Source organism: Nostoc sp. DSM 114167, assembly GCF_052692655.1.
Genome location: NZ_CP195116.1, coordinates 7260112 through 7280387, shown reverse-complemented (window position 1 = coordinate 7280387; position 20276 = coordinate 7260112). Strand labels below are relative to the sequence as shown.

The window sequence follows — 20276 nt, the reverse complement described above, 5'->3', positions numbered from 1 at the left end:
ATGTATCAGAAAGCCGTGTCATTGTAACTTTTTTAGAACCCAAACAAGCTCCAATCCAAAAGCAGATAATGCGGTTTGGTATGTTTTCTGGAAATAAACAATCAACAGAAAAAACGCTATGAACTTTATGATAGAGATTGAACAAGAAGAGGATGGACGCTTGATAGCAGAAGTGATTGATTTTCCTGGTGTACTGGCTTATGGGCAGACACGAGAAGAAGCGGTTGCTAGAGTTCAAGCATTAGCTCTGCGTATCTTGGCAGATAAATTGGAACATAGAGAAGTAACTCCAGAGCTAGTAAGTGTTGTAGCTGCTTTACAATAGGATATTGCTACTTCATAATATTTAATTAGTACAATTTTCTGTTAAGTGTTTTTTCGGAACTCACGTTGATTGATTGAGCAGTAAAATATACTAATAATTTTATTGCTTATATATGGAAACTTATCCTCCCATAGAATTGGTAAATACAAAACTCAATCCTTCTGAACTACACTATCATTCTTATACAATTAGTCCCTTAAGACAGTTATTCAATAGTTATTATCGCTTTGTAGAATATTATACTTTGCATTTTACAAGTGAAAGGATAATAATAGAACCTTATATAAATTATGATATTTTAATTAGATTTTATAAACTTTACGGTTATTTACCATTACCAGAAAACTTATTATCAATCGTAAATAAAAGCCGAATTAATAAAGCTAAAAATAGTGTAGAACTAATTAAATACAAGTCGATTTCTTTGCTTTATACAATGATTGAGAGTATTGATATTATTAAAGTCAATGGTAATAAACCAGTTAAAATAAGATTAAAAGAATTAGAAGATAATTACGAAATTAAAGCTTTTAAAATGCTTGATTTTGATGTTTTTGATATGTATAAAGTTCAGAAATTAACCTTTGAATCTTTTAAAAATATTTTTGATACTCCTGATTATAATAATGCTAATTCTGATTTTTCATTTGGAGCATCTTTGTTTGTAAAAGTTTTCTCTAAAGAAATTTCAAGTGACACAAAACTCTAAAACAGGCGCAGCATTTATTGCAGGCGGAACCATAACAGGTGCTGGTATTTCCGCAACAGTAGGCGGGATGGGACTAGCAGGCGGATTTGGTGCAATCGGTATTGGTGCAACTCCTGTAGTCGGTGCTGGCGCTGTAGCTGGTGCAGCTGCTTATGGCGCTTTTAAAGCGATCGCAGAAAAAGATGCTGTTGCGATCACTACAATGGGAATTGGCGCAGTCGGCGGTGCTGGTGTTTATAGCGTCGTCGGTGGTATGGGTTTAGTCGCACCGAAAGTAGGGCTAGCATTTGGGATTGGTGCAGCACCGATGGCAGGAATTGGTGCAGTAGTCGGACTCGCCGCCTATGGTATTGCCAAACTTTTAGATGAATCGGAAATTAGCGAAACTCCAGCACAGCTTTTTGCGCGGATGGAAGAGAAAGTTTTACAGATGGGCTACTATTCCGAAGCAGTGATGGAATTAGAAGCATTTTTATCGGGTGACGATCTCAACCAAAAATTTGCTGTTTTGGAAATTGAAGATGAGTTGCAAGCACTTAAGACTGAATTAAAGAAAAAATCAGAATTTGCTATGCCTAAAGCTTCTACTCCCAATATTGAAGCAGAAAAAATATCTCCGACAACCCAGCTACCTGAAACTTGGAAATGTTTACGCACACTCAAAGGACACTTAGCGGCAGTTAATGCGATCGCAATCAGTCCTGATGGTACTACCTTAATCAGTGGCAGTAATGACAGACAAGTTAATTTGTGGAACTTGAAAACCGGAAAATGGCTGTACACATTCTCTGGACAAGCAGAAGCAGTTTTATCTGTTGCGATCAGTCCTGATGGACAGCAGATTGCAAGCGGTAGTGTAGATCGCAAAATCAGCAGTTGGCAGATAGATACAAAAAAATTTCTCCAGACATTCTTTTATTTAAACTCTGCTTATAGTCATAATGGTTTTGTTAACTCGATTGCCTACAGTCCTGATGGAGCAATTCTTGCTAGTGGTGCTGCCGATAAAACGATTAGAATTTGGGGACGCTACACGGGAACCGTAAAACGCACCTTGAATGGACACTCAGATGCAGTTTTATCTGTCGCCATTAGTCCCGATGGTAAAATCCTTGCCAGTGGTAGCGCCGATAAAACTATTAGACTTTGGGATGTCAAAACTTGGGAACAGCGCTATATTCTTACTGAACATTTGGGAGCGGTGAATACAGTTGCTATCAGTCCTAACAGTCAAACTCTTATTAGTGGTAGCACAGACACTACAATTAAGCTGTGGAATCTCCAAACTGGAGAATTAATTTCTACTTTGACTGGACACTCAACGGCGGTTTTGTCTGTTGCCATCAGCCCCGATGGAAAAACCCTCGCCAGTGCCAGCCGAGACGGTACAATCAAACTTTGGAAGCTCCCCACTAGGGAACTACTACAAAATCTTTCCGGGTGTAATCCCGTTGCTTTCAGCCCTGATGGTAAAACGCTGGTAAGCGGCGGTAATGGCGGAAGCATCAAGATTTGGAGTCAATTTACTCTTGACTCTGAATTATCGGGGGAATGGTGGGAAGTCTTGGGCGTAAATCAGAGCGATCGCCCCAATGTTGTTAAACTTGCCTACCGTCGATTAGCAAGATTGTATCATCCTGATGTTAATAGTTCTACAATTGCCAAAGCCTCAATGCAAGCAATTAATCGAGCTTATAAAGAATTTCAGCAGCAGGTAACATAAAGTTAGTAGTTTATCGATGCTAATCAAAATATGAATAATATCTGAGGAAATAGTCTTATGGTTCAAAATTTAGTCGAAGCCATAAATTTTGAAGAATTTGTCGAATGGAAACCGGAGAATGGCAAATATGAATTACATAAAAGAATAATAGTTTAAATGCAGCCGACAGGGGAACATGAGTTAGTCAGAACATTTCTAATTAGAGAACTCAATTTTGAAATTCGGAGATTTAATCTAGCTTATTCGATTCCTGCTCAAGCATTAATCAAATCTGTCGATCAAAAATCTGGTTATTTTCCAGATGTGCTGGTATTGAATATCCCTAACTTAATTAATGAACCACTTTGGAAAAAATCATCAACAGTTACTCAAGCCCCATCAATTCCATTGGTAGTAGAAGTTGTGAGTACAAATTGGCGAGATGATTACTTTCTCAAATTCGCTGAATATGTTCGCGTAGCGTCTCGTAAAGCCTGCGGCATAGCTACGCTTAGGGCGAAGCCTCTCGTAGAGAAGAGAAGAAATTGGGATTTCAGAATATTGGATTGTTGACTATGCTGCTCTTGGTGGAAAACGGTTTATCGGCAATCCCAAGCAACCGACAATATCAGTTTATACATTAGTGGAAGGCGAGTACCAAGTAACTCAGTTTTGTGGTAACGATCGCATTCAATCACCAACTTTAACTGAGCTAAATCTAACTGCCGAACAAGTGTTTAAGGCTGCTTCGGGAGAACAGTAAAGAACATCACTTTGCTAATACTCCGTACTTATATACTTGCTACATACCCATCTATTGTGAGTGGTCTTTCGACTCAGTACTCTTCATTGTTTTTAGCCATACTTCCATAAACTCCCAGTTTCATCTGTCAGTAGGGTAAGATATTTAACCCTTGAGAAGTATTGACATATTAAAATTTTCTAGCCTTCATCTTGCATATTCAGAAAAAACGTTATAAATTATTAGATAATAGGGGAATAATCGACTTCTTAATGTCAAAAACTAATCTTGCTCAAGTAAATATACTGCAACCAGTTTTAACTTCACACAACTCATAAACAGCACTAAAGATATGTTTTTGTTTGGTAAAGCAAAGATTCTGAACAGACAACAGAACAATAAATAATCTAAAAGTATATCTTATGTGACTGTTTTTAGGAATTATCTTACTATTTGCGGTGGAAAACAACAGCTATAATTCACCAAAACAGTAATAGATTACAAGCAATTAACTAACAATAAAGTTGCAAAAAGGTCAGCAATTTTATTCCTTGTTAGTTGATTATTTTTCGCTCAATTATTTTTGCTATTCAAAGAATATTTTTTGTTATGCTGAGAAGAGCAAAAATAATAAATGAAGACCATCTACCACAAATTCACAATACTTATGGAGTTATTTTGGCAATGCACTTAAACGAATTGGAAACTACTGAAAATTTAAAAGAAGTGGAAGAAGCATGGCTAGCACTAGAAAAATCAATTCTCTATTATCAAGGTCGCCCTGTTGGGACAGTAGCCGCTTATGATGTTTCTGTAGAGGCACTCAATTACGATCAGTGCTTTATTCGAGATTTTGTCTCTTCAGCTCTAATTTTTCTGATTAAAGGTAGAACAGATATTGTTCGTAATTTCTTAGAAGAAACTTTAAAGTTACAGCCTAAAGAAAGGGCATTAGATGCTTATAAGCCAGGAAGAGGATTAATCCCGGCTAGCTTTAAAGTGGTATCAGAAAATGGGCAAGAATATTTAGAAGCCGACTTTGGCGAACATGCGATCGCTAGAGTTACGCCTGTAGATTCTTGCTTATGGTGGATTATTTTGTTGCGCGCTTATATAGTCGCCACAAAAGATTTTTCTCTCGCTTATCAACCTGAATTCCAAAATGGGATCAGGTTAATCATGGAAATCTGCTTGGCGAATCGTTTTGATATGTACCCAACGCTATTGGTTCCAGATGGCGCTTGTATGATTGACCGTCGTATGGGCATTTATGGGCATCCTTTAGAATTACAAGTCCTCTTTTACACGGCATTGCGTGCATCTCGCGAACTACTAATTTGTCAAGGTAATTCTGATATTGTTGAAGCCATTGATAACCGTTTGCCTCTTTTATGCGCTCATATTCGCCAGCATTATTGGATAGATATTAATCGTCTGAATGCAATTTATCGCTTCAAAAGTGAAGAATATGGTAAAGCTGCTGTTAATCTGTTCAACATATATGTAGATTCTGTTCCTTATTATGAATTGGACAAGTGGCTACCAAGAAAAGGTGGTTATCTAGCAGGTAATGTTGGCCCGTCGCAGCTAGATACTCGCTTCTTTTCACTGGGAAATTTAATGGCAATCATTTCAGACTTAGCCACCGAAGAACAGTCACAAGCGATTATGACTCTGATTGAGGAACGCTGGGATGATTTGGTGGGAGATATGCCAATGAAAATTTGTTTCCCAGCTTTGGAACATGAAGAATACAGAATTGTAACTGGATGTGACCCCAAAAATATCCCCTGGTCTTATCATAATGCTGGTAGTTGGCCAGTTTTAATGTGGATGTTGGCAGCGGCGGCTGTAAAAACTAATAGAACAAATCTCGCACAAAAGGCGATTGAAACTGCCCAAGGACGCCTCAGTACAGATGAATGGCCAGAGTATTACGATGGCAAAAAAGGGCGACTGATTGGAAAACAAGCTAGGAAATATCAAACTTGGACAATCACTGGGTTCTTATTAGCAAAAGAACTGATAGCAGACCCCACTTCTTTACCATTAATCAGCTTTGGAAAATTGCCAGCAGAACAGGTTTCTAGAGCGTGTGAGTTTGAAATTGCCAGTGTAGACCCCTATATGTCTTAATAGGTGAGTTGGGAGTTATTTAATTTTGGATTTTAGATTTTAGATTTTTACTTCAATCCAAAATCCAAAATTCAAAATCTAAAATTGGCAGAGTTGGGAGTTAGAATACAAAAGCCTCCTGACTCCTGAATCGTGTTTTCATGACAAACCCCCGTCAATTAGCTTTTATCGCCCTACGAGATGTTCATCAGGGGGCTTATGCTGATGTTGCCCTAGATAGAGTGCTGCAAAAAGTTAATTTGCCTGATTGCGATCGCCGCTTGGTGACAGAATTGGTTTATGGGAGCGTCAGAAGGCAGCGCACCCTCGATACTCTCATCGATCGACTCGCTAAAAAGAAATCTCATCAACAACCACCAGACCTCCGCACCATCTTACATCTGGGCTTTTATCAACTGCGTTATCAAGAGCGTATTCCTGCTTCAGCTGCTGTTAATACCACAGTCCAACTCGCGAAAGAAAACGGTTTTTCTGGACTCACGGGTTTTGTTAACGGTTTATTACGACAATACATCCGCCTTGCAGAGAAGATAAAGGGCGATCCGTTACAGCTTCCAGAAAATCCAGTAGAATTCTCTGACTTTTCACCGGATCTGCAAAACCTCTCTCCAAACCTCTCCCCTACAAGGGGAGAGGCTTTGAATTCTCCCCCTTCCCTAGTAGAGAAGGGAGAGGCTTTGAATTCTCCCCCTTCCCTAGTAGGGAAGGGGGCTGGGGGGTTAGGTTTCGCGTTAATTCCAAATAATGTGAAAAGTCAGGTGGAACGCTTGGGTATTTTACACAGCTTTCCTGATTGGATTATTCAAGTTTGGTTAGAACAACTGGGTTTGGCTGAGACAGAACAACTGTGTGAATGGATGAACCAATCACCAACGATTGACTTACGCATCAACCCACTTCGCGCTTCCATTGAGGAAGTTGAGGCGGCTTTGCAATCTGCTGGTGTTTTGGTAAGACGGATTCCTCATTTACCCCAAGCTTTACGATTTATTGGTAATACCGGGTCAATTCAAAAACTACCGGGTTTTAAAGAAGGTTGGTGGACTGTACAAGATGCTAGCGCTCAATTAGTAAGTCATTTGCTCGACCCCCAACCAGGTGAGGTAGTAATTGATGCCTGTGCTGCACCAGGGGGGAAAACAACCCACATCGCTGAATTAATGGCAGATGAGGGTAAAATTTGGGCTTGCGATCGCACTCCTTCTCGTCTTCGCAAACTCCAAGAAAATTCTCAACGGCTAAATTTACAATCTATTCAAATTTACACTGGCGACAGCCGCCACTTCAAGCAATTTCAAAACACCGCAGACCGCGTATTACTTGATGCTCCATGTTCTGGTTTGGGAACTATGCACCGTCATGCTGATGCGCGTTGGCGACAGACACCAGAATCCGTCCGAGAACTTTCGGTGCTGCAACGAGAATTGTTGACACATACATCAACTTTTGTCAAATCTGGTGGTGTATTAGTTTATGCCACCTGTACATTGCATCCGGCGGAAAATGAACAAGTGATTTCGGCGTTTTTAGCTGAGTCACCTGATTGGCAAATTGAGTCTCCTATTGGCGTTGAGTTACCTGATTCTACCGATATTACGCCTCAAGGTTGGTTTAAACTTTGGCCCCATCGACAGGACATAGATGGTTTTTTTATGGTGCGCTTAAGAAAAACCAATAATTCCGAATGAATACTGTTTAGGATTGTACGATTTGGTGGAGGCCTGAATCTACCAGAGGAGGCAGCAATGGTTTCCCCTTCCAATGTGAAAAACTTAGTTAAAATCCTGATTGGAGCTGCCTGGATCGATGGCAGAATCCAGCCAGAAGAACGGCAATATCTCCGCGAAATAGCTCAAGCCAAAGGTTTAGCTAACGACCCAGAAATTAAGCCTTGGCTGTACGAATTAGTTCCTGTACAGCCAAAAGAATGCTACGACTGGGTGCGGGAGTATCTAGGCGATCGCCCCAGTCTTGAAGATTGCGAAAATCTGATTGAAGCCATCAGTGGTTTAATTTATAGCGATGGTGAAGTTGCCGTCGAAGAAGCTAGACTCCTGACGCAATTGCAAGATATGGCGAAGCCGAATGAGTCAAATCAACCAGCTCACACTGCGCTTCTCAAACAAATTCAAAAGCTTTACCGCCGTTGGGTTGAAGTCCAAAACTAACATGGAACTATGAGTTGATCCAAGAGGAGGCGGTGAATTATCTCACTGCCTTTTTGTGTAAGACGCGATAAATCGCGTCTCTACATGAAGGCTTTGGGTTATCTCAACTGTATTGGCTTAAATCCACGTTTTTGAAGATGCTACTTTTAGACATTCTTTAAGAAACTGCTGGGGAATTTCTCTACTTTCTCCCCAATGCTGATGAACATAAGAAGCATGAATATTTGCAGGTAAACCCCATCCTTCGCATCCCATATTTTCGTCACAATCGTAGCGAGAGGTTTCAAATAGGGGTTGAGTGGGAGTTAAGGTTAAATGGGAACGATGAAACTCATGTCCGTAAACAGTTGTATTTGCCTTAACTAACAAATTATCTTGCAAAGCGACTGCACGACGATAACCCAAAGTTAAACGTCCACCCATCACAGCAGATGTTGGTAGCACTCCCGCCATTGACCAAGGTTTACCTTCAAAATCGATAATTTGCTCGCACAAATACATTAATCCGCCGCATTCGGCGATTGTAGGCATTCCTTTAAGTATTGCCGTTTTCACTGCATCACGAACGCTAGAATTTTTTGCTAATTGCTGGGCAAAAACTTCCGGGAAACCACCGCCAAAATACATTCCCTGAATATCTTTTGGTATACCAGCATCTTCTAACGGACTCCAGAAAACCAATTCTGCACCAAGTTGTTGCAGCAAATCGAGATTGTCTTGGTAGTAAAAATTAAAAGCGCGATCGCGGGCTACTGCAATCCTAACTGGGAATGAGGCAGATAAGCAAGATGAAGCAAAACCAGAAAGGGGTTCTGATTTTAACAAAGGTAATAAGCGTTGCCAGTCAAAGCAAGTATCTCCTAAATCGGCGAGGCGATCGATTAAAGCATTGAGTTCGGGAAGTTCGGCTGTGGGTACTAAACCCAAATGGCGATCGGGAATTGTGATGTTATCTTGACGGCGCATTACGCCGAGAATGGGTAATTGTAAGGGTTCTAGGGAATCTTTGAGCAAACAGAGATGGCGATCGCTCCCGACGCGATTTAATACTACCCCAGCTATTTTAATTCGGGAATCAAAAGATCGATAGCCGTGCGCGATCGCAGCCACAGAACCAGATAGACGACTGCAATCAATGACCAACACCACAGGTAAATCTAACAGCCGTGCGATGTGTGCGGTACTCGCAAAATCAGTGGGGGATTGGGCATGGGGCATTGAGCATTGGGCATGATTATTCTCCTTGTCCCCTTGTCCCTTTGTCCCCTTGTCCCCTTGTCCCCTTGTCCCCTTGTCCCCTTGTCCCCTTGTCCCCTTGTCCCCTTGTCCCCTTGTCCCCTTGTTTCCCTTGTTTCCCTTGTCCCGATGCCCAATTCCATCAAACAACCCCATCACCCCTTCTACTAGGGCATATTCACTCAGTTGACTATGACGGGCAAAACATTGCTGAACGTAGGCTTCAGAAGTCAATACGGGGTCTAAATTGCGACAAGCACGACCAGTTACGTGTTGATGAAACATCGGGTCGATGTAGTCTGGCCCCACCTTAAAAGATTGTACCAAGCGATCGCGACGGCGTAAAGATGCTAAAAGGGTGAGCGTGACTGTTGTCTTACCCACCCCACTACGTTCCCCAGCAATGACTAAAGCCATAAATGAAACAAATTAATAATATGCAGCAACTATTTTGGCTATTGGCTGTGTGTCTATCGTCGCTTTTTGCAAAAGCAGATGCACCAGTTTCTCCAACCAACTAACTCAAACTTATACCAATTAGAAACCAGAAAACTACCCAATTAGGGGAGTTGGGTTGAAAACGTCTGTTTAATAATACAGTTGGAGATTAGCCGAGATCGGATAATAATCAGCTACCAAAAGAGGAAAGTTTTATGATTACAGTGCATCATCTTAACAACTCGCGATCGCAGCGTGTGCTGTGGCTGCTTGAAGAATTAGGTATCGAATACGACATCAAATTCTATGAACGCGATGCCAAAACGATGATGGCACCGGAATCGCTACGCCAAGTTCATCCCCTCGGCAAATCACCAGTAATCACAGATGCAGACTTGACGCTTGCTGAATCGGGTGCAATTATCGAATACCTAGTCGAGCGCTACGGTAATGGTCAGTTAGTGCCAGCATCCGGTACGCCAGAGTATCTGCGCTACAAGTATTGGCTGCATTACGCCGAAGGTTCTGCAATGCCACTGTTGGTGATGCGGCTGATATTGAACAATTTCGGGGCAGGCGACAGCAGCGCGGTTAGCGGATTCGTCGCGCCCCAGATCAAACTTCACTTTGACTACATAGAAGACGAACTCCGTAAAAATACGTGGTTTGTAGGCAATGAATTTACCGCCGCCGATATCCAAATGAGCTTTCCCCTAGAAGTAATCGCTGCACTCCCCGAAGAGGTCGAGAACCGGCCAAAGCTGAAAGAATTTGTCGAGCGCATTCATGAACGACCTGCTTACAAACGCGCCCTAGAGCGTGGAGGTAAATACGAGTTATCCTTTCAATAGACTTCTTGGATGAATCAATGAGCTTTCACCCTAAATCCCTCTCCCAAGCAAGGCTACGGTGTACACAAAAGTCTTCTAAAGCTGTCCTACATCTTGACCTGCAATGCTAATGCATCGGCTTGTTATGCCAATGCATCGACCTGCTATGTTAATACATCGACTTGTTATGTTAATACATCGACCTGTTATGCCAATACATCGACCTGCTATGCCAATACATCGACCTGCTATGTTAATACATCGACTTGTTATGCCAATGCATCGACTTGCTATGTTAATGCATCGACCTGCAAAGATTAGCCCATCCTAAGTTATACCGTTTCACCATAAATTTGATAAAGATGGCAAGCAGGGGAAGCAGAAGGAGTAGGGGAGGCAAGAAACGTGATTTGTATCAAAAATTTAGTGAAATGGTATTACCCCTGACTTTTCACTTTATGTGGAAAAGCTAACGATTGATCTAACCCCCTAACCCTTTCTGGGGCAGGTTTTTTTGATTAGACAAATTTTTGGGATTTTAAAACCAAAACCATTGTCTGAGAACTTAAAACTACGTTCAATAATTGAGAACATTCTCAACTATTTATCGAAAGCCTAAAAGCCTGCCCTTGAAAGACCCCCTAACCCCCTTCCCTCGCAGGGAAGGGGGAAAATTCAAAGTGTCTCTCCTAAAAGGAAGAGAGAAATAGAAGAGAGGTTTTCCAGATACCGTGAAAAGTCAGAAGTTACAGCACTTTCGAGGTAAATGAGGTACACATAATATTGGTGTATCAAGACTTAAAATGAAAGCATACTCAATCGATTTACGAGAAAAAATAGTAAATACTTACGAAAAGGGTGGTACTTCAATAAGAAAGGTTGCTGTGCAATTTGGTGTAGCAAAAAGCTATGTGCAAAAGCTAATCCAACTTCATAGAGTGCAAGGACATCTAGAACCTAAAAAGCAAGGTGGAGCCATGAAGGGTAGGTTAGATGATTTCGTGAGCGAATTAGCCGAAATGGTTCAAATTTACCCAGACGCAACTTTATTGGAATATTGCGAATATTTTGGAGAAAAATACAACGTTTGGGTGTGTGCAAGTGTGATGTGTTGTGCATTACAAAAACAAAAATTAACGCGAAAAAAAAGTGAAAGTGCAGCCAAGGAAAAACAGAAAGAGTCCAAAAACTGAGAATAGAGTATTGGGAGAAAGTAAAGCAAGTAGACCCAGAAGACCTTGTATTTATAGATGAAATGGGTGTTTTACTTGGCTTAACTAGAACTCATCAAAGAAGCGAGCGCGGTACTAGAACGTATAATTTTAAACCATATTACCGGGGAGCAAAAATAAGTGTAATCGGAGGAATTAGCTTAAAGAAGGTTTTAGCCGTGATGACTTTAAACGGCTCAATGGATGGAGATGCATATAAAGTTTTTGTAGAACATTTTTTACTTCCGCAATTATGGGTTGGTGCAGTCGTTGTAATGGATAATCTACCTGCTCATAAAGTCGAAGAGATTAAGCTTTTGATTGAAGGAGTGGGAGCAAGTGTTCTTTATCTATCTCCTTATTCTCCTGAATTCAATCCAATTGAACATTGGTGGTCACAATTAAAAGCTTTTCTGAAACAATTTTCTCCCAAGAGTGCATCTGTCGTTGATGGTTTAATTAAAATTGCGCTGAAACTAGTTGATCCAAAGCATCTAAAAAATTGGTTTACTAATTGCTGCTACTGTACCTCATGAACCTCAAATTTGCTGTATACCAATTTGAAAAAAGAATGCGACAAATAGATCATTTGTAGAGACGCGATAAATCGCGTCTTCAACCAAGGATGTGTTGCAACCATTAATTGAATTGGTATTACACAGCAACTCTAAAAGACTTATGTGTACAGCGTAGCCCAAGCTTGGGAGAAAGTTGGGACAATACTGGTTCGGTTAAGATTTTGTGATAAAAATTATGGCTCGCCAAAGACGCGATACGCCGTCAAGACAAAAGATTAATTATTGTAGAGACGGCGATTCATCGCGTCTCTTGCCTTAACCGAACAGTATTGATTTAACGTGAGTTCGACGGCTCTAAAAACCCCATTTCCATTCCTCTCCCCCACTCTTCGAGAGGCTTTGAAACCCTAATTTTTTCGTTGTCAACTAAGAATATTTCTGCCCCTCTCCGCCTCCAAGAGGGGTTGGGGAGAGGTTCATCGAACTCACGTTGATTTAACACCAAGGAAAATAGAAAAACCCTCCAGATTATTGAAATATCCAAAAATCTGAAGAGTTTGTGTTTGATTTTCGCAATTTTGGTAACTTTTATTGTTTCCAGGCGCAACTAACTATTTGTTTCCAATTTGAAAATATTCGCACTCACTCCCAGACTTTCTTCAAAAAGTGACTCGCGACCCCAGCGTTGTACCTGCTGACTCAGCAATGCTTCCGCCTTTTGTTCAGAAAGTGAAGTCACCTGTTGAAACAGACCAGCAGATTGAGCGCCGCCGTGGGTTTCCATCCGCATACAACCACCAGTTTCCGAGCAAATTACTGTACCACAGTCTGCCTTTGGATTGGTCGAACTGAGGCGCAAAGCAATCAAGTCGCCAGCAATTTCACCCACATCAGCAAGGGGAACACCCGCTAATTCGGTTTCTACTTGGCGTTGGTCTTGGGCAATAAAGTTAATCCGAGTGATGTCATAATCTCCGGTTTCCTTTTTATAGGAAACTGGCTGCCATCCTAGACGACTTGCCAACCAACCCAAAAACAGCAGTGCTTGTGCGGGGTTGCCTTTTTCGTAATCAATAGTTACTCGGTCAACTTCCCCAAGGGCGGCCCGACGATGAGGTGAGTCGTAAGCTTCAGCTGTCAATTCCTGCCATGCTGATAGGCGACGCCAGTTGAGGTCAGCCAAAGGAACCCCACTTTCCACCAATTCTTGGAGGCGGAGTAAGTCACTTTCTGGCTCGTTAAAGCGGCAAGAATCCACAATCACATTATTGCAAACGGCTGCCAACCGCTTGAATAGGGCATTATTGGGGTCTGGTGTTGCTTTCCACCAGAGAAACTTTGGTAAGCCGCCAATCAACAATGCTGGAAGCATACCACCGATGCGTTCTAAGGCAGCAGCAGTTCCACTGAGAGTGATGTATTCGCAGCAAATTAGTGTGCTTGACGATTGCTTTTGGATTGGGCAATAGGCAGAAACCTGAGCCTTAACCCCTTCATCTTCGCCAGTAATGGGAAATAGCGCGATGATGCGGCAGGGGTTGCGGAGGGCGATTTCATCAGCAATTCTGGGGCTTGGGGCATTTAAACTTAAGCTGGGAAGTTCAATAGAACCATTGTCTCCCGTAGCACCGTTTCCTTGACGTTTGATGAATTCTTCTCTCAAGATAGCCAGGGTTTCAGGTGTTGCTGTTCCCGTATCGGGCAAGGCATATTTTGTCTGTACTTGCCGCAAGGCAGCTACCATCTGAGGCCCTAAAATCCCGTCAAGCGGGCCGTTGTAAAATCCCAAAGTAGCCAAAAGATATTGGGTTTCTTCGGGTTCGTAAACCACTAAAGTAAATGTTGTGGCGCGGGTGGCAGCAGGAAGCCCACCGTCCTCGCCAGTAATGCCATAACTTTGCCAAATTTGATGAAGTTCCGCTTCTATTTCGTTAAGCGAAATATCTTTTGGCGCCTGAAGTGAATAAATTGTAGAAGCTTGGGGAGCCATAGTAGTTTTGAGTTGTCAGCTTTGTTTGGTGAATCAGTTAGGAGTTAAAAGTTAGAAGTTAGGAGTTAAAAGTTGGGAGTTAGGAGTTAGGAGTTAGAATAACTGAAATTATTAACTCAAAAACTCATAATTTATTACTCCTAACTATTAATTCATCACTCCTAAGTTTTTACAGTCTGCGCCAGCGGCGGCCATCCTGGTTAATTAAGAATTCTGCTTCTGTTGGTTCCCAGGTTCCAGCTTCATACTGGGGAATAGTATTGGCGTCGGCGGGTGCATCCCAAACGGAAAGGGCTGGCGTTACGACCTGCCAAGCGGCTTCTACTTCATCCGCGCGGGTGAACAATGTTTGATCGCCCATCATACAATCAAGGAATAAGCGATCGTAGGCATCAGATGTAGCTTGGATGCCAAAGGAACCATAACTAAAGTCCATGTCAACTGAACGGGTACGGAATTCTGCCCCTGGCATTTTCACATCAAAACGCAGGGAAATACCTTCATTCGGCTGAATCCGCATCGTCAAAATATTGGCGTTTGTCTGTTGGGCAGCTGATTGGAACATCCGAGACGGAACTTCGCGGAAGTGAATTGAAATCTCACTGACTTTTTTCGGCATCCGCTTTCCGGTACGCAAGTAGAAAGGAACACCTTTCCAGCGCCAGTTATCTACCAAAAACTTCATAGCGACGTAGGTTGGTGTGGTGGAGTTGGGATTAACGCCTGGTTCTGTCCGATACCCTGGCACTTCTTGGCCCTTCATCCAGCCAGCACTATACTGACCGCGTACTGCTGACCGCGACAGATTGTGAACATCAGCTAAACGAGTAGCTTGGAGTACCTTCACTTTTTCTGTGCGGATGCTGTCGGCATCCATTGCGTTAGGCGCTTCCATCGCTGTTAGGCAGTAAAGTTGCATGAGGTGATTTTGCAACATATCCCGTAGTGCGCCGGCGCTTTCATAATAACCAGCCCGGTCTTCTACTCCCACGGTTTCTGCCACGGTAATTTGCACGTGGTCAACAAATTGACGATTCCACAACGGCTCAAAAATCGCATTGGCAAAGCGAAACACCAGCAAATTCTGGACTGTTTCTTTACCCAAGTAATGGTCAATGCGGTATACTTGGTTTTCTTTACAAAATTTCTGTACCACTTGGTTAAGACTCTGGGCAGAAGCCAAGTCTCGACCAAAGGGTTTTTCAATTACTAGACGATGTTTGTAGGCATCTTCTAGCATTCCGGCGCTTCCTAGCTGCTTAATCGCTTCAGGGAAGAATGAAGGGGCAACCGAGAGGTAGAACATGCGATTACCTCGCGTGCCCCGTTTTTCGTCTAATTCAGTCAATAAGTTTTTCAGTTTCTGGTAGCCTTCGGGGTTGTCTATATCCCCAGGGCTATAGAACAGACCTTGAGAGAAATCTTGCCAGAGTTCCCCTAAATCAACATCAGGATGTGCTTCTTCCATCCCCTTTTGCATTTGTTCGCGGAAGTACTCATGGCTCCATTCTCGACGTGCCACACCAACAATGGTCGTTTCTGGGGGAATACGCCGTTCTCGCCGCAATTTGAAAAGTGCTGGTACTAGTTTGCGCCAAGTGAGGTCACCGGAAGCGCCAAAGATAACTATAATTTGGGGTTCGGGCATCCCTTGTTGTTGCAGACCAACGCGCAAGGGATTTTCTAGCAGACTAACCATAGAAGTTTTGGATTTTAGATTGGGTACTAGGATTGGCGAAAGGGAAAGGGGGAAAGGGGAAGGCTTTCTGGGGCAGGTTTTTTTGATTAGACAAATTTTTGGGATTTTAAAACCAAAACCATTGTCTGAGAACTTAAAACTACGTTCAATAATTGAGAACATTCTCAACTATTTATCGAAAGCCTAAAAGCCTGCCCTTGAAAGAAAGGGGAAGGTGGGGCCCCCTCTGAGGATAAGGGGCAGGGGGAAAGGGGAAGAACTATACCTTTACCCTTTACCCTTTAACCTTTTCCCCTCTTCTGTTCCCTACACTGGTGACAATACCTTGATCTTGTCTTCTAAAGAGTTCATCAAGGACTGGAAGGGCTTGATAAACTTGTCAATACCATCGACTAACAGTTCATCCATGACGTTATCGAGATCGATGTTGATGTCGGGATCTTTGAGGTTTTCGATCAGCGTGTAAGCATTATCTAAATCTGTTTCTAAGCGATCGCCTACGTTACAATGATCGGCACAAGCTTTAATGGTCGCTGGTGGTACGGTGTTGACGGTATCATGGCCAATCAACTCTTCGATATACATCACGTCTCTGTAGTTGGGGTCTTTGGTGCTGGTGCTAGCCCAAAGTAGCCGTTGTTGTGTAGCTCCTTTTGCTGCCAAATCTTGCCAACGCTCACTTCTAATGATTTTCTTGTATTCTTGATACGCAATCTTAGCGTTAGCGATCGCTATTTTCCCTTTAACAGCTCTTAGCTTTGCTTCCACAGCAATATCATCAACGCCTTTTTTCAACTTAGCATCAATTTTGCCGTCAATGTTGCTATCGATCCGGCTGAGGAAGAAACTCGCGACTGAAGCAATTTTACTGATGTCCTTCCCTTCAGCCACTCGTTTTTCTAAGCCCCGAATATAAGCCATTGCTGTGTTTACATAGCTTTCTACAGAAAACAGCAGCGTAATATTAACATTCATCCCTTCGGATATTACCTGTTCTACTGCTGGCAACCCATGTTCTGTACCAGGAATTTTAATCATCAGATTTTCCCGCCCAATTTCTTGGAAATAGCGGCGGGCTTCGGTTATGGTTGCTTCAGTATCATGGGCAATGGTTGGCGGTACTTCAATACTCACATAACCATCTAATCTATTCGAGGCTTCATAAACAGGGCGTAAAATATCACAGGCATTACGGATATCTGCAAAAACTAGGGATTCGTAAATTTTGTCTATGGGTAAGTTAGCCCGAACTCCGGCTTCGATATCGGCATCATAAATAACGTTACCAGCGATCGCTTTTTCAAAGATCGCTGGATTAGAGGTAATCCCAGAGATTCCTTGATTTTCAACTAGTTCTTTCAGTTCCCCTGATTGAATAATGTCACGGGTCAAATTATCCATCCAGATACTTTGACCGTATTGGTTAATTTCTAGTAGATGATTGGTAGACATAGCTCTAATTTTCACTCCTGTATAGTGATGTTTCTAAGTAAGTTGACAAAACCGATCAAAATTTGATGCTTACTTTTGAATTGTGGCGTTGCCAATCACTTATTGCATCGGCCAGCTGAGATAATCTTTAATACATCTTCAAGAAGTGCTATTCTGCATTCCTAATCCTAAATCACCATGATTAACTTTTAATTAATGCCAAAGAGTACAGCACAAAGAAAATAAGTCACTCTTATCAAACGTCTAAAATCCTTACGTAACAGTAATTACGAATTACGAATTGTCTTCTAGTGTCCGTTTTGAATAAAAGACTCTACCTTGGCTACATCCTCTTTGCTACCAATGATTAAAGGCGTGCGCTGATGCAGTTTTTTTGGCACCACATCCAAAATATTTACTAGTCCTGTAGTAGCACGGCCGCCTGCTTGCTCAATCAAAAAGGCGAGAGGAGCCGTTTCATAAAGCAAGCGTAATTTTCCTTCTGGATTTTGAATTGTGCCTGGGTAGAGAAACACGCCGCCTTGAACCAAAATTCTATGGATGTCGCTCACCATTGCGCCGCTATAACGAGCGCTGTAGCCTTCTGTGCGATGAACGTAGCGAATGTATTCTCGAATTGATTCTTCCCACTGCCAGAAGTTACCTTCATTCACGCTGTAAACAGACCCGTGGTTAGGAATGCGAATATTTTCTTCTGTGAGAATAAACTCTCCTAAGCTGGGATCGAGAACAAAGGAATGAACGCCCTTACCTATAGTATAAACCAGCATCGTGCAGGGTCCATATAGGATGTATCCGGCAGCGAGTTGCTTACGTCCGTTGGCGAGTAGGTCAGTTGCCTTACCATCGCTATCAGTTCCTTCTTGTTGGCGAATGGCGAAAATGGAACCTAAGCTGAGATTATTATCAGTGTTGGATGAGCCATCAATTGGGTCATACAGCAGGGTATAGCGCCCAATGGGACAATTTTCCGGGATGTAGTAAGGATTTTCCATTTCCTCAGACGCGAGGCGACAGACTAAGCCACTTTGCTTAAACACTGAGATAAATACATCATTGGCATAAACATCCATCTTTTTGACGGATTCGCCTTGGACATTAACTTCTCCAGTAAATCCAAGAACGCCTTCCATTAAACCAGCGCGACTCATGCGACGAGCCACCAGTTTTCCAGCCAGGGCGATGCGATTCATCAGCGCACTTAAATCCTGTGCATCTGGCGAAAAACTCTGAAGTTGTTGGAGGACGTGACGCGATAAAGTTGTACAGTCACGATCTAAAGCTCTGTCTGTAGCATCGTAGGCAGATAAGTCTAAAGATTCCGGCGCTTTAGTCATTTTTATGTTCTCCGCAGCAACTAGCTGTTAATTGGGTTTTAGTCATCTGTAGCAACTTATAGTTGCTGCTTCTATCTTAGAAAGGTAATTTGATAACTTAGATGCGACTTTAGATAAACTAAAGAAATGAATCTTCAGTGACCCCTGCACCAAGATCCTAGCTACTTCGACTTAACATGAATTTCTCAAGCGGGCGGGACTGCCTTCTGCCTTTCTTTGTAAAATCCCCACATTTGCGGCAGGGACTATAGCTTTACTCTGAAACATTAATACGAAACTAGTATCAGATTTGCCCAAGGCAAGCAATCTGCCTGGTTAACTAAGTACAGCTTTGCTTAAAAGCGTAGCGTTTTTAATGCAAACCCATGCATTAACAAGGCGGCCACCGCATTAACAATACAAGCCCATGCATTAACAAGGCGGCCACCGCATTAACAATACAAGCCTATGCATTAACAAGGCGGCCACCGCATTAACAATACAAGCCTATGCATTAACAAGGCGGCCACCGCATTAACAATACAAGCCCATGCATTAACATTGTCATGTATTGTCAATTTAATTCGGTACGAATTAATGAAATGCTGTACTAAGATACTTTTGGTTGCTGCCATAGGATGAGTTTCAATTCAGAGCAGTAGTAAGCCTCATCACTGATTTGGTGTTCGTGGTCAGCTATCCAATCATAAATTTGTGTTGCTTTTGCTAATGCCACTTTTTCTGAACGATAAAGCTGAGGAGTAGGACAGTAGGCTTGGCCATTGATGTGTATAGCTGCAATCTGCCAATAATCGCTCTCTGGTACAACTTCTAAAAACCCGTTACTGTAAGGCTGGATTATTCCTATATTCATCTACAACCATCAAACTTTCTAACATTGGCCACAACAAAGCCGATACCAGCTAATTCAAGCGAGTCAAAGCTGGAATCACCAGGGAATGCAATCGCAACCCCTGCTAATGATTTTGGGTTCGTAGTCAATGGAAATCTGAATTATTGGTCACTTTTTTGGCTTGATTCCCTTATTGGCAATTGTGATTGCCCAAACTCAGAGTGTGCCTGGATAGATGATAATCTGTAGAGCGAACCAGCAATTCGCAGTAGCCACTCAAAATAACCGCACAAAAGGAGTAAATTTATTATGTCCCGTTTGCTAACAGCATTCCGGCAGCGATTCTTACGGAATGTCGCTTTTGCAATACTTTTAACTTTGATTAGTAGTTTAATACTTCCTGGGGCTACTTGGGCTGCTTCTAGTTTGGGAGTTGATAATGGTCATCTTAGTTCTTGTCCGGCTTCAAACAACTGTGTTGTCAGTCAAAACGCAGATGAAAAACACGCCATCGACCCGATTCCTTACCATGTAGACCGTAATGCAGCTAGAGAAATCTTACTAAAAGTTATCAGTGTTGTTCCGCGTACAGAAATTGTAGAACAAACAGATAATTACATCCACGCTCTTTCTAAAAGCCGTATCTTCAAATTTGTTGATGATGTAGAGTTTTATTTACCTCTTAATGAGTCAGTAATTCATCTGCGATCGGCTTCTCGCGTGGGAGAGTCCGATCTCGGTGTCAACCGCAGACGAGCCGAACAAATTCGTCTGGCTCTACGCGATTTAAATATTTGATTTTGTCCCTACTTGTTCTCATTTAACTGATAGAAGTGCGATCGCAATACCATTACAAAATTTATACTTAATGGATAAATGTCAGACTATCTGCAATGATTGTGCTTTCCATACCTTAGTGGAAGAAGCGATAACGTGCATTCATCCTGACGA

The 20276-nt window shown here is 42.2% G+C and carries 16 protein-coding genes and 1 pseudogene; 11 read left to right on the top strand and 6 right to left on the bottom strand.

The window, feature by feature from the left end:
- Positions 1-118: 118 nt before the first annotated feature.
- The 7 genes and pseudogenes from NSTC731_RS30550 (at position 119) to NSTC731_RS30520 (ending at position 7782) form a co-directional block, all read left to right on the top strand.
- Positions 119-325 (top strand): type II toxin-antitoxin system HicB family antitoxin, encoded by a 207-nt coding sequence (locus NSTC731_RS30550; RefSeq protein ID WP_445628218.1) that lies wholly within the window; start codon positions 119-121, stop codon positions 323-325.
- A 112-nt stretch (positions 326-437) separates the two neighbouring features.
- Entirely contained in the window at positions 438-1034 is a 597-nt protein-coding gene (locus NSTC731_RS30545; RefSeq protein WP_445628217.1) for a hypothetical protein, read from the top strand.
- Positions 1018-2757, top strand: coding sequence for a DnaJ domain-containing protein (locus tag NSTC731_RS30540; protein ID WP_445628216.1), 1740 nt, complete (start codon positions 1018-1020; stop codon positions 2755-2757). The genes NSTC731_RS30545 and NSTC731_RS30540 overlap by 17 nt, the downstream gene beginning before the upstream one ends.
- 57 nt (positions 2758-2814) lie before the next feature.
- A pseudogene (locus NSTC731_RS30535) lies at positions 2815-3499 on the top strand (Uma2 family endonuclease).
- 663 nt (positions 3500-4162) lie between these two features.
- The gene (locus NSTC731_RS30530; protein WP_445632214.1) at positions 4163-5614 is read left to right on the top strand and encodes a glycoside hydrolase 100 family protein; all 1452 of its coding nucleotides are present in this window, start codon (positions 4163-4165) and stop codon (positions 5612-5614) included.
- A 140-nt stretch (positions 5615-5754) separates the two neighbouring features.
- Positions 5755-7302 (top strand): 16S rRNA (cytosine(967)-C(5))-methyltransferase RsmB, encoded by a 1548-nt coding sequence (gene rsmB, locus NSTC731_RS30525; RefSeq protein WP_445628215.1) that lies wholly within the window; start codon positions 5755-5757, stop codon positions 7300-7302.
- Positions 7303-7359: 57 nt separating this feature from the next.
- Positions 7360-7782, top strand: coding sequence for a tellurite resistance TerB family protein (locus NSTC731_RS30520; RefSeq protein ID WP_194043291.1), 423 nt, complete (start codon positions 7360-7362; stop codon positions 7780-7782).
- A 117-nt stretch (positions 7783-7899) separates the two neighbouring features.
- Here the strand turns inward: NSTC731_RS30520 and NSTC731_RS30515 are convergent, their stop codons facing one another.
- On the bottom strand, positions 7900-9435 hold the full coding sequence (locus NSTC731_RS30515; RefSeq protein ID WP_445628214.1) for a cobyrinate a,c-diamide synthase: 1536 nt from the start codon (positions 9433-9435) through the stop codon (positions 7900-7902).
- Between the two features lie 236 nt (positions 9436-9671).
- On the opposite strand from NSTC731_RS30515, the gene NSTC731_RS30510 reads away from it, so the two are divergent.
- From NSTC731_RS30510 to NSTC731_RS30500, 3 genes are all read left to right on the top strand, one after another.
- The gene (locus NSTC731_RS30510; RefSeq protein WP_445628213.1) at positions 9672-10307 is read left to right on the top strand and encodes a glutathione S-transferase family protein; all 636 of its coding nucleotides are present in this window, start codon (positions 9672-9674) and stop codon (positions 10305-10307) included.
- Between the two features lie 782 nt (positions 10308-11089).
- Positions 11090-11479 carry a helix-turn-helix domain-containing protein gene (locus tag NSTC731_RS30505; protein ID WP_445628212.1) on the top strand — a complete coding sequence of 130 codons (390 nt, stop codon included), beginning with the start codon at positions 11090-11092 and terminating at the stop codon, positions 11477-11479.
- Positions 11476-12033 carry a transposase gene (locus tag NSTC731_RS30500; RefSeq protein ID WP_445632213.1) on the top strand — a complete coding sequence of 186 codons (558 nt, stop codon included), beginning with the start codon at positions 11476-11478 and terminating at the stop codon, positions 12031-12033. Before NSTC731_RS30505 ends, NSTC731_RS30500 begins: the two co-directional genes overlap by 4 nt.
- Before the next feature lie 589 nt (positions 12034-12622).
- Here the strand turns inward: NSTC731_RS30500 and opcA are convergent.
- The 5 genes from opcA to NSTC731_RS30475 all read right to left on the bottom strand — a co-directional run bounded on the left by opcA (position 12623) and on the right by NSTC731_RS30475 (position 19346).
- Positions 12623-14005, bottom strand: a complete 1383-nt coding sequence (gene opcA / locus NSTC731_RS30495; protein ID WP_445628211.1) for a glucose-6-phosphate dehydrogenase assembly protein OpcA — start codon at positions 14003-14005, stop codon at positions 12623-12625.
- A gap of 169 nt (positions 14006-14174) precedes the next feature.
- Positions 14175-15704 (bottom strand): glucose-6-phosphate dehydrogenase, encoded by a 1530-nt coding sequence (gene zwf, locus NSTC731_RS30490; RefSeq protein ID WP_445628210.1) that lies wholly within the window; start codon positions 15702-15704, stop codon positions 14175-14177.
- A 306-nt stretch (positions 15705-16010) separates the two neighbouring features.
- Positions 16011-17156, bottom strand: coding sequence for a transaldolase (gene tal / locus NSTC731_RS30485; RefSeq protein WP_445628209.1), 1146 nt, complete (start codon positions 17154-17156; stop codon positions 16011-16013).
- Between the two features lie 287 nt (positions 17157-17443).
- Positions 17444-18493, bottom strand: coding sequence for a class 1 fructose-bisphosphatase (fbp, locus tag NSTC731_RS30480; protein WP_194043026.1), 1050 nt, complete (start codon positions 18491-18493; stop codon positions 17444-17446).
- 589 nt (positions 18494-19082) lie between these two features.
- The gene (locus NSTC731_RS30475; RefSeq protein ID WP_322674816.1) at positions 19083-19346 is read right to left on the bottom strand and encodes a hypothetical protein; all 264 of its coding nucleotides are present in this window, start codon (positions 19344-19346) and stop codon (positions 19083-19085) included.
- A gap of 288 nt (positions 19347-19634) precedes the next feature.
- On the opposite strand from NSTC731_RS30475, the gene NSTC731_RS30470 reads away from it, so the two are divergent.
- Positions 19635-20123, top strand: coding sequence for a DUF1499 domain-containing protein (locus NSTC731_RS30470; protein ID WP_445628208.1), 489 nt, complete (start codon positions 19635-19637; stop codon positions 20121-20123).
- The last annotated feature ends 153 nt before the right edge of the window (positions 20124-20276 follow it).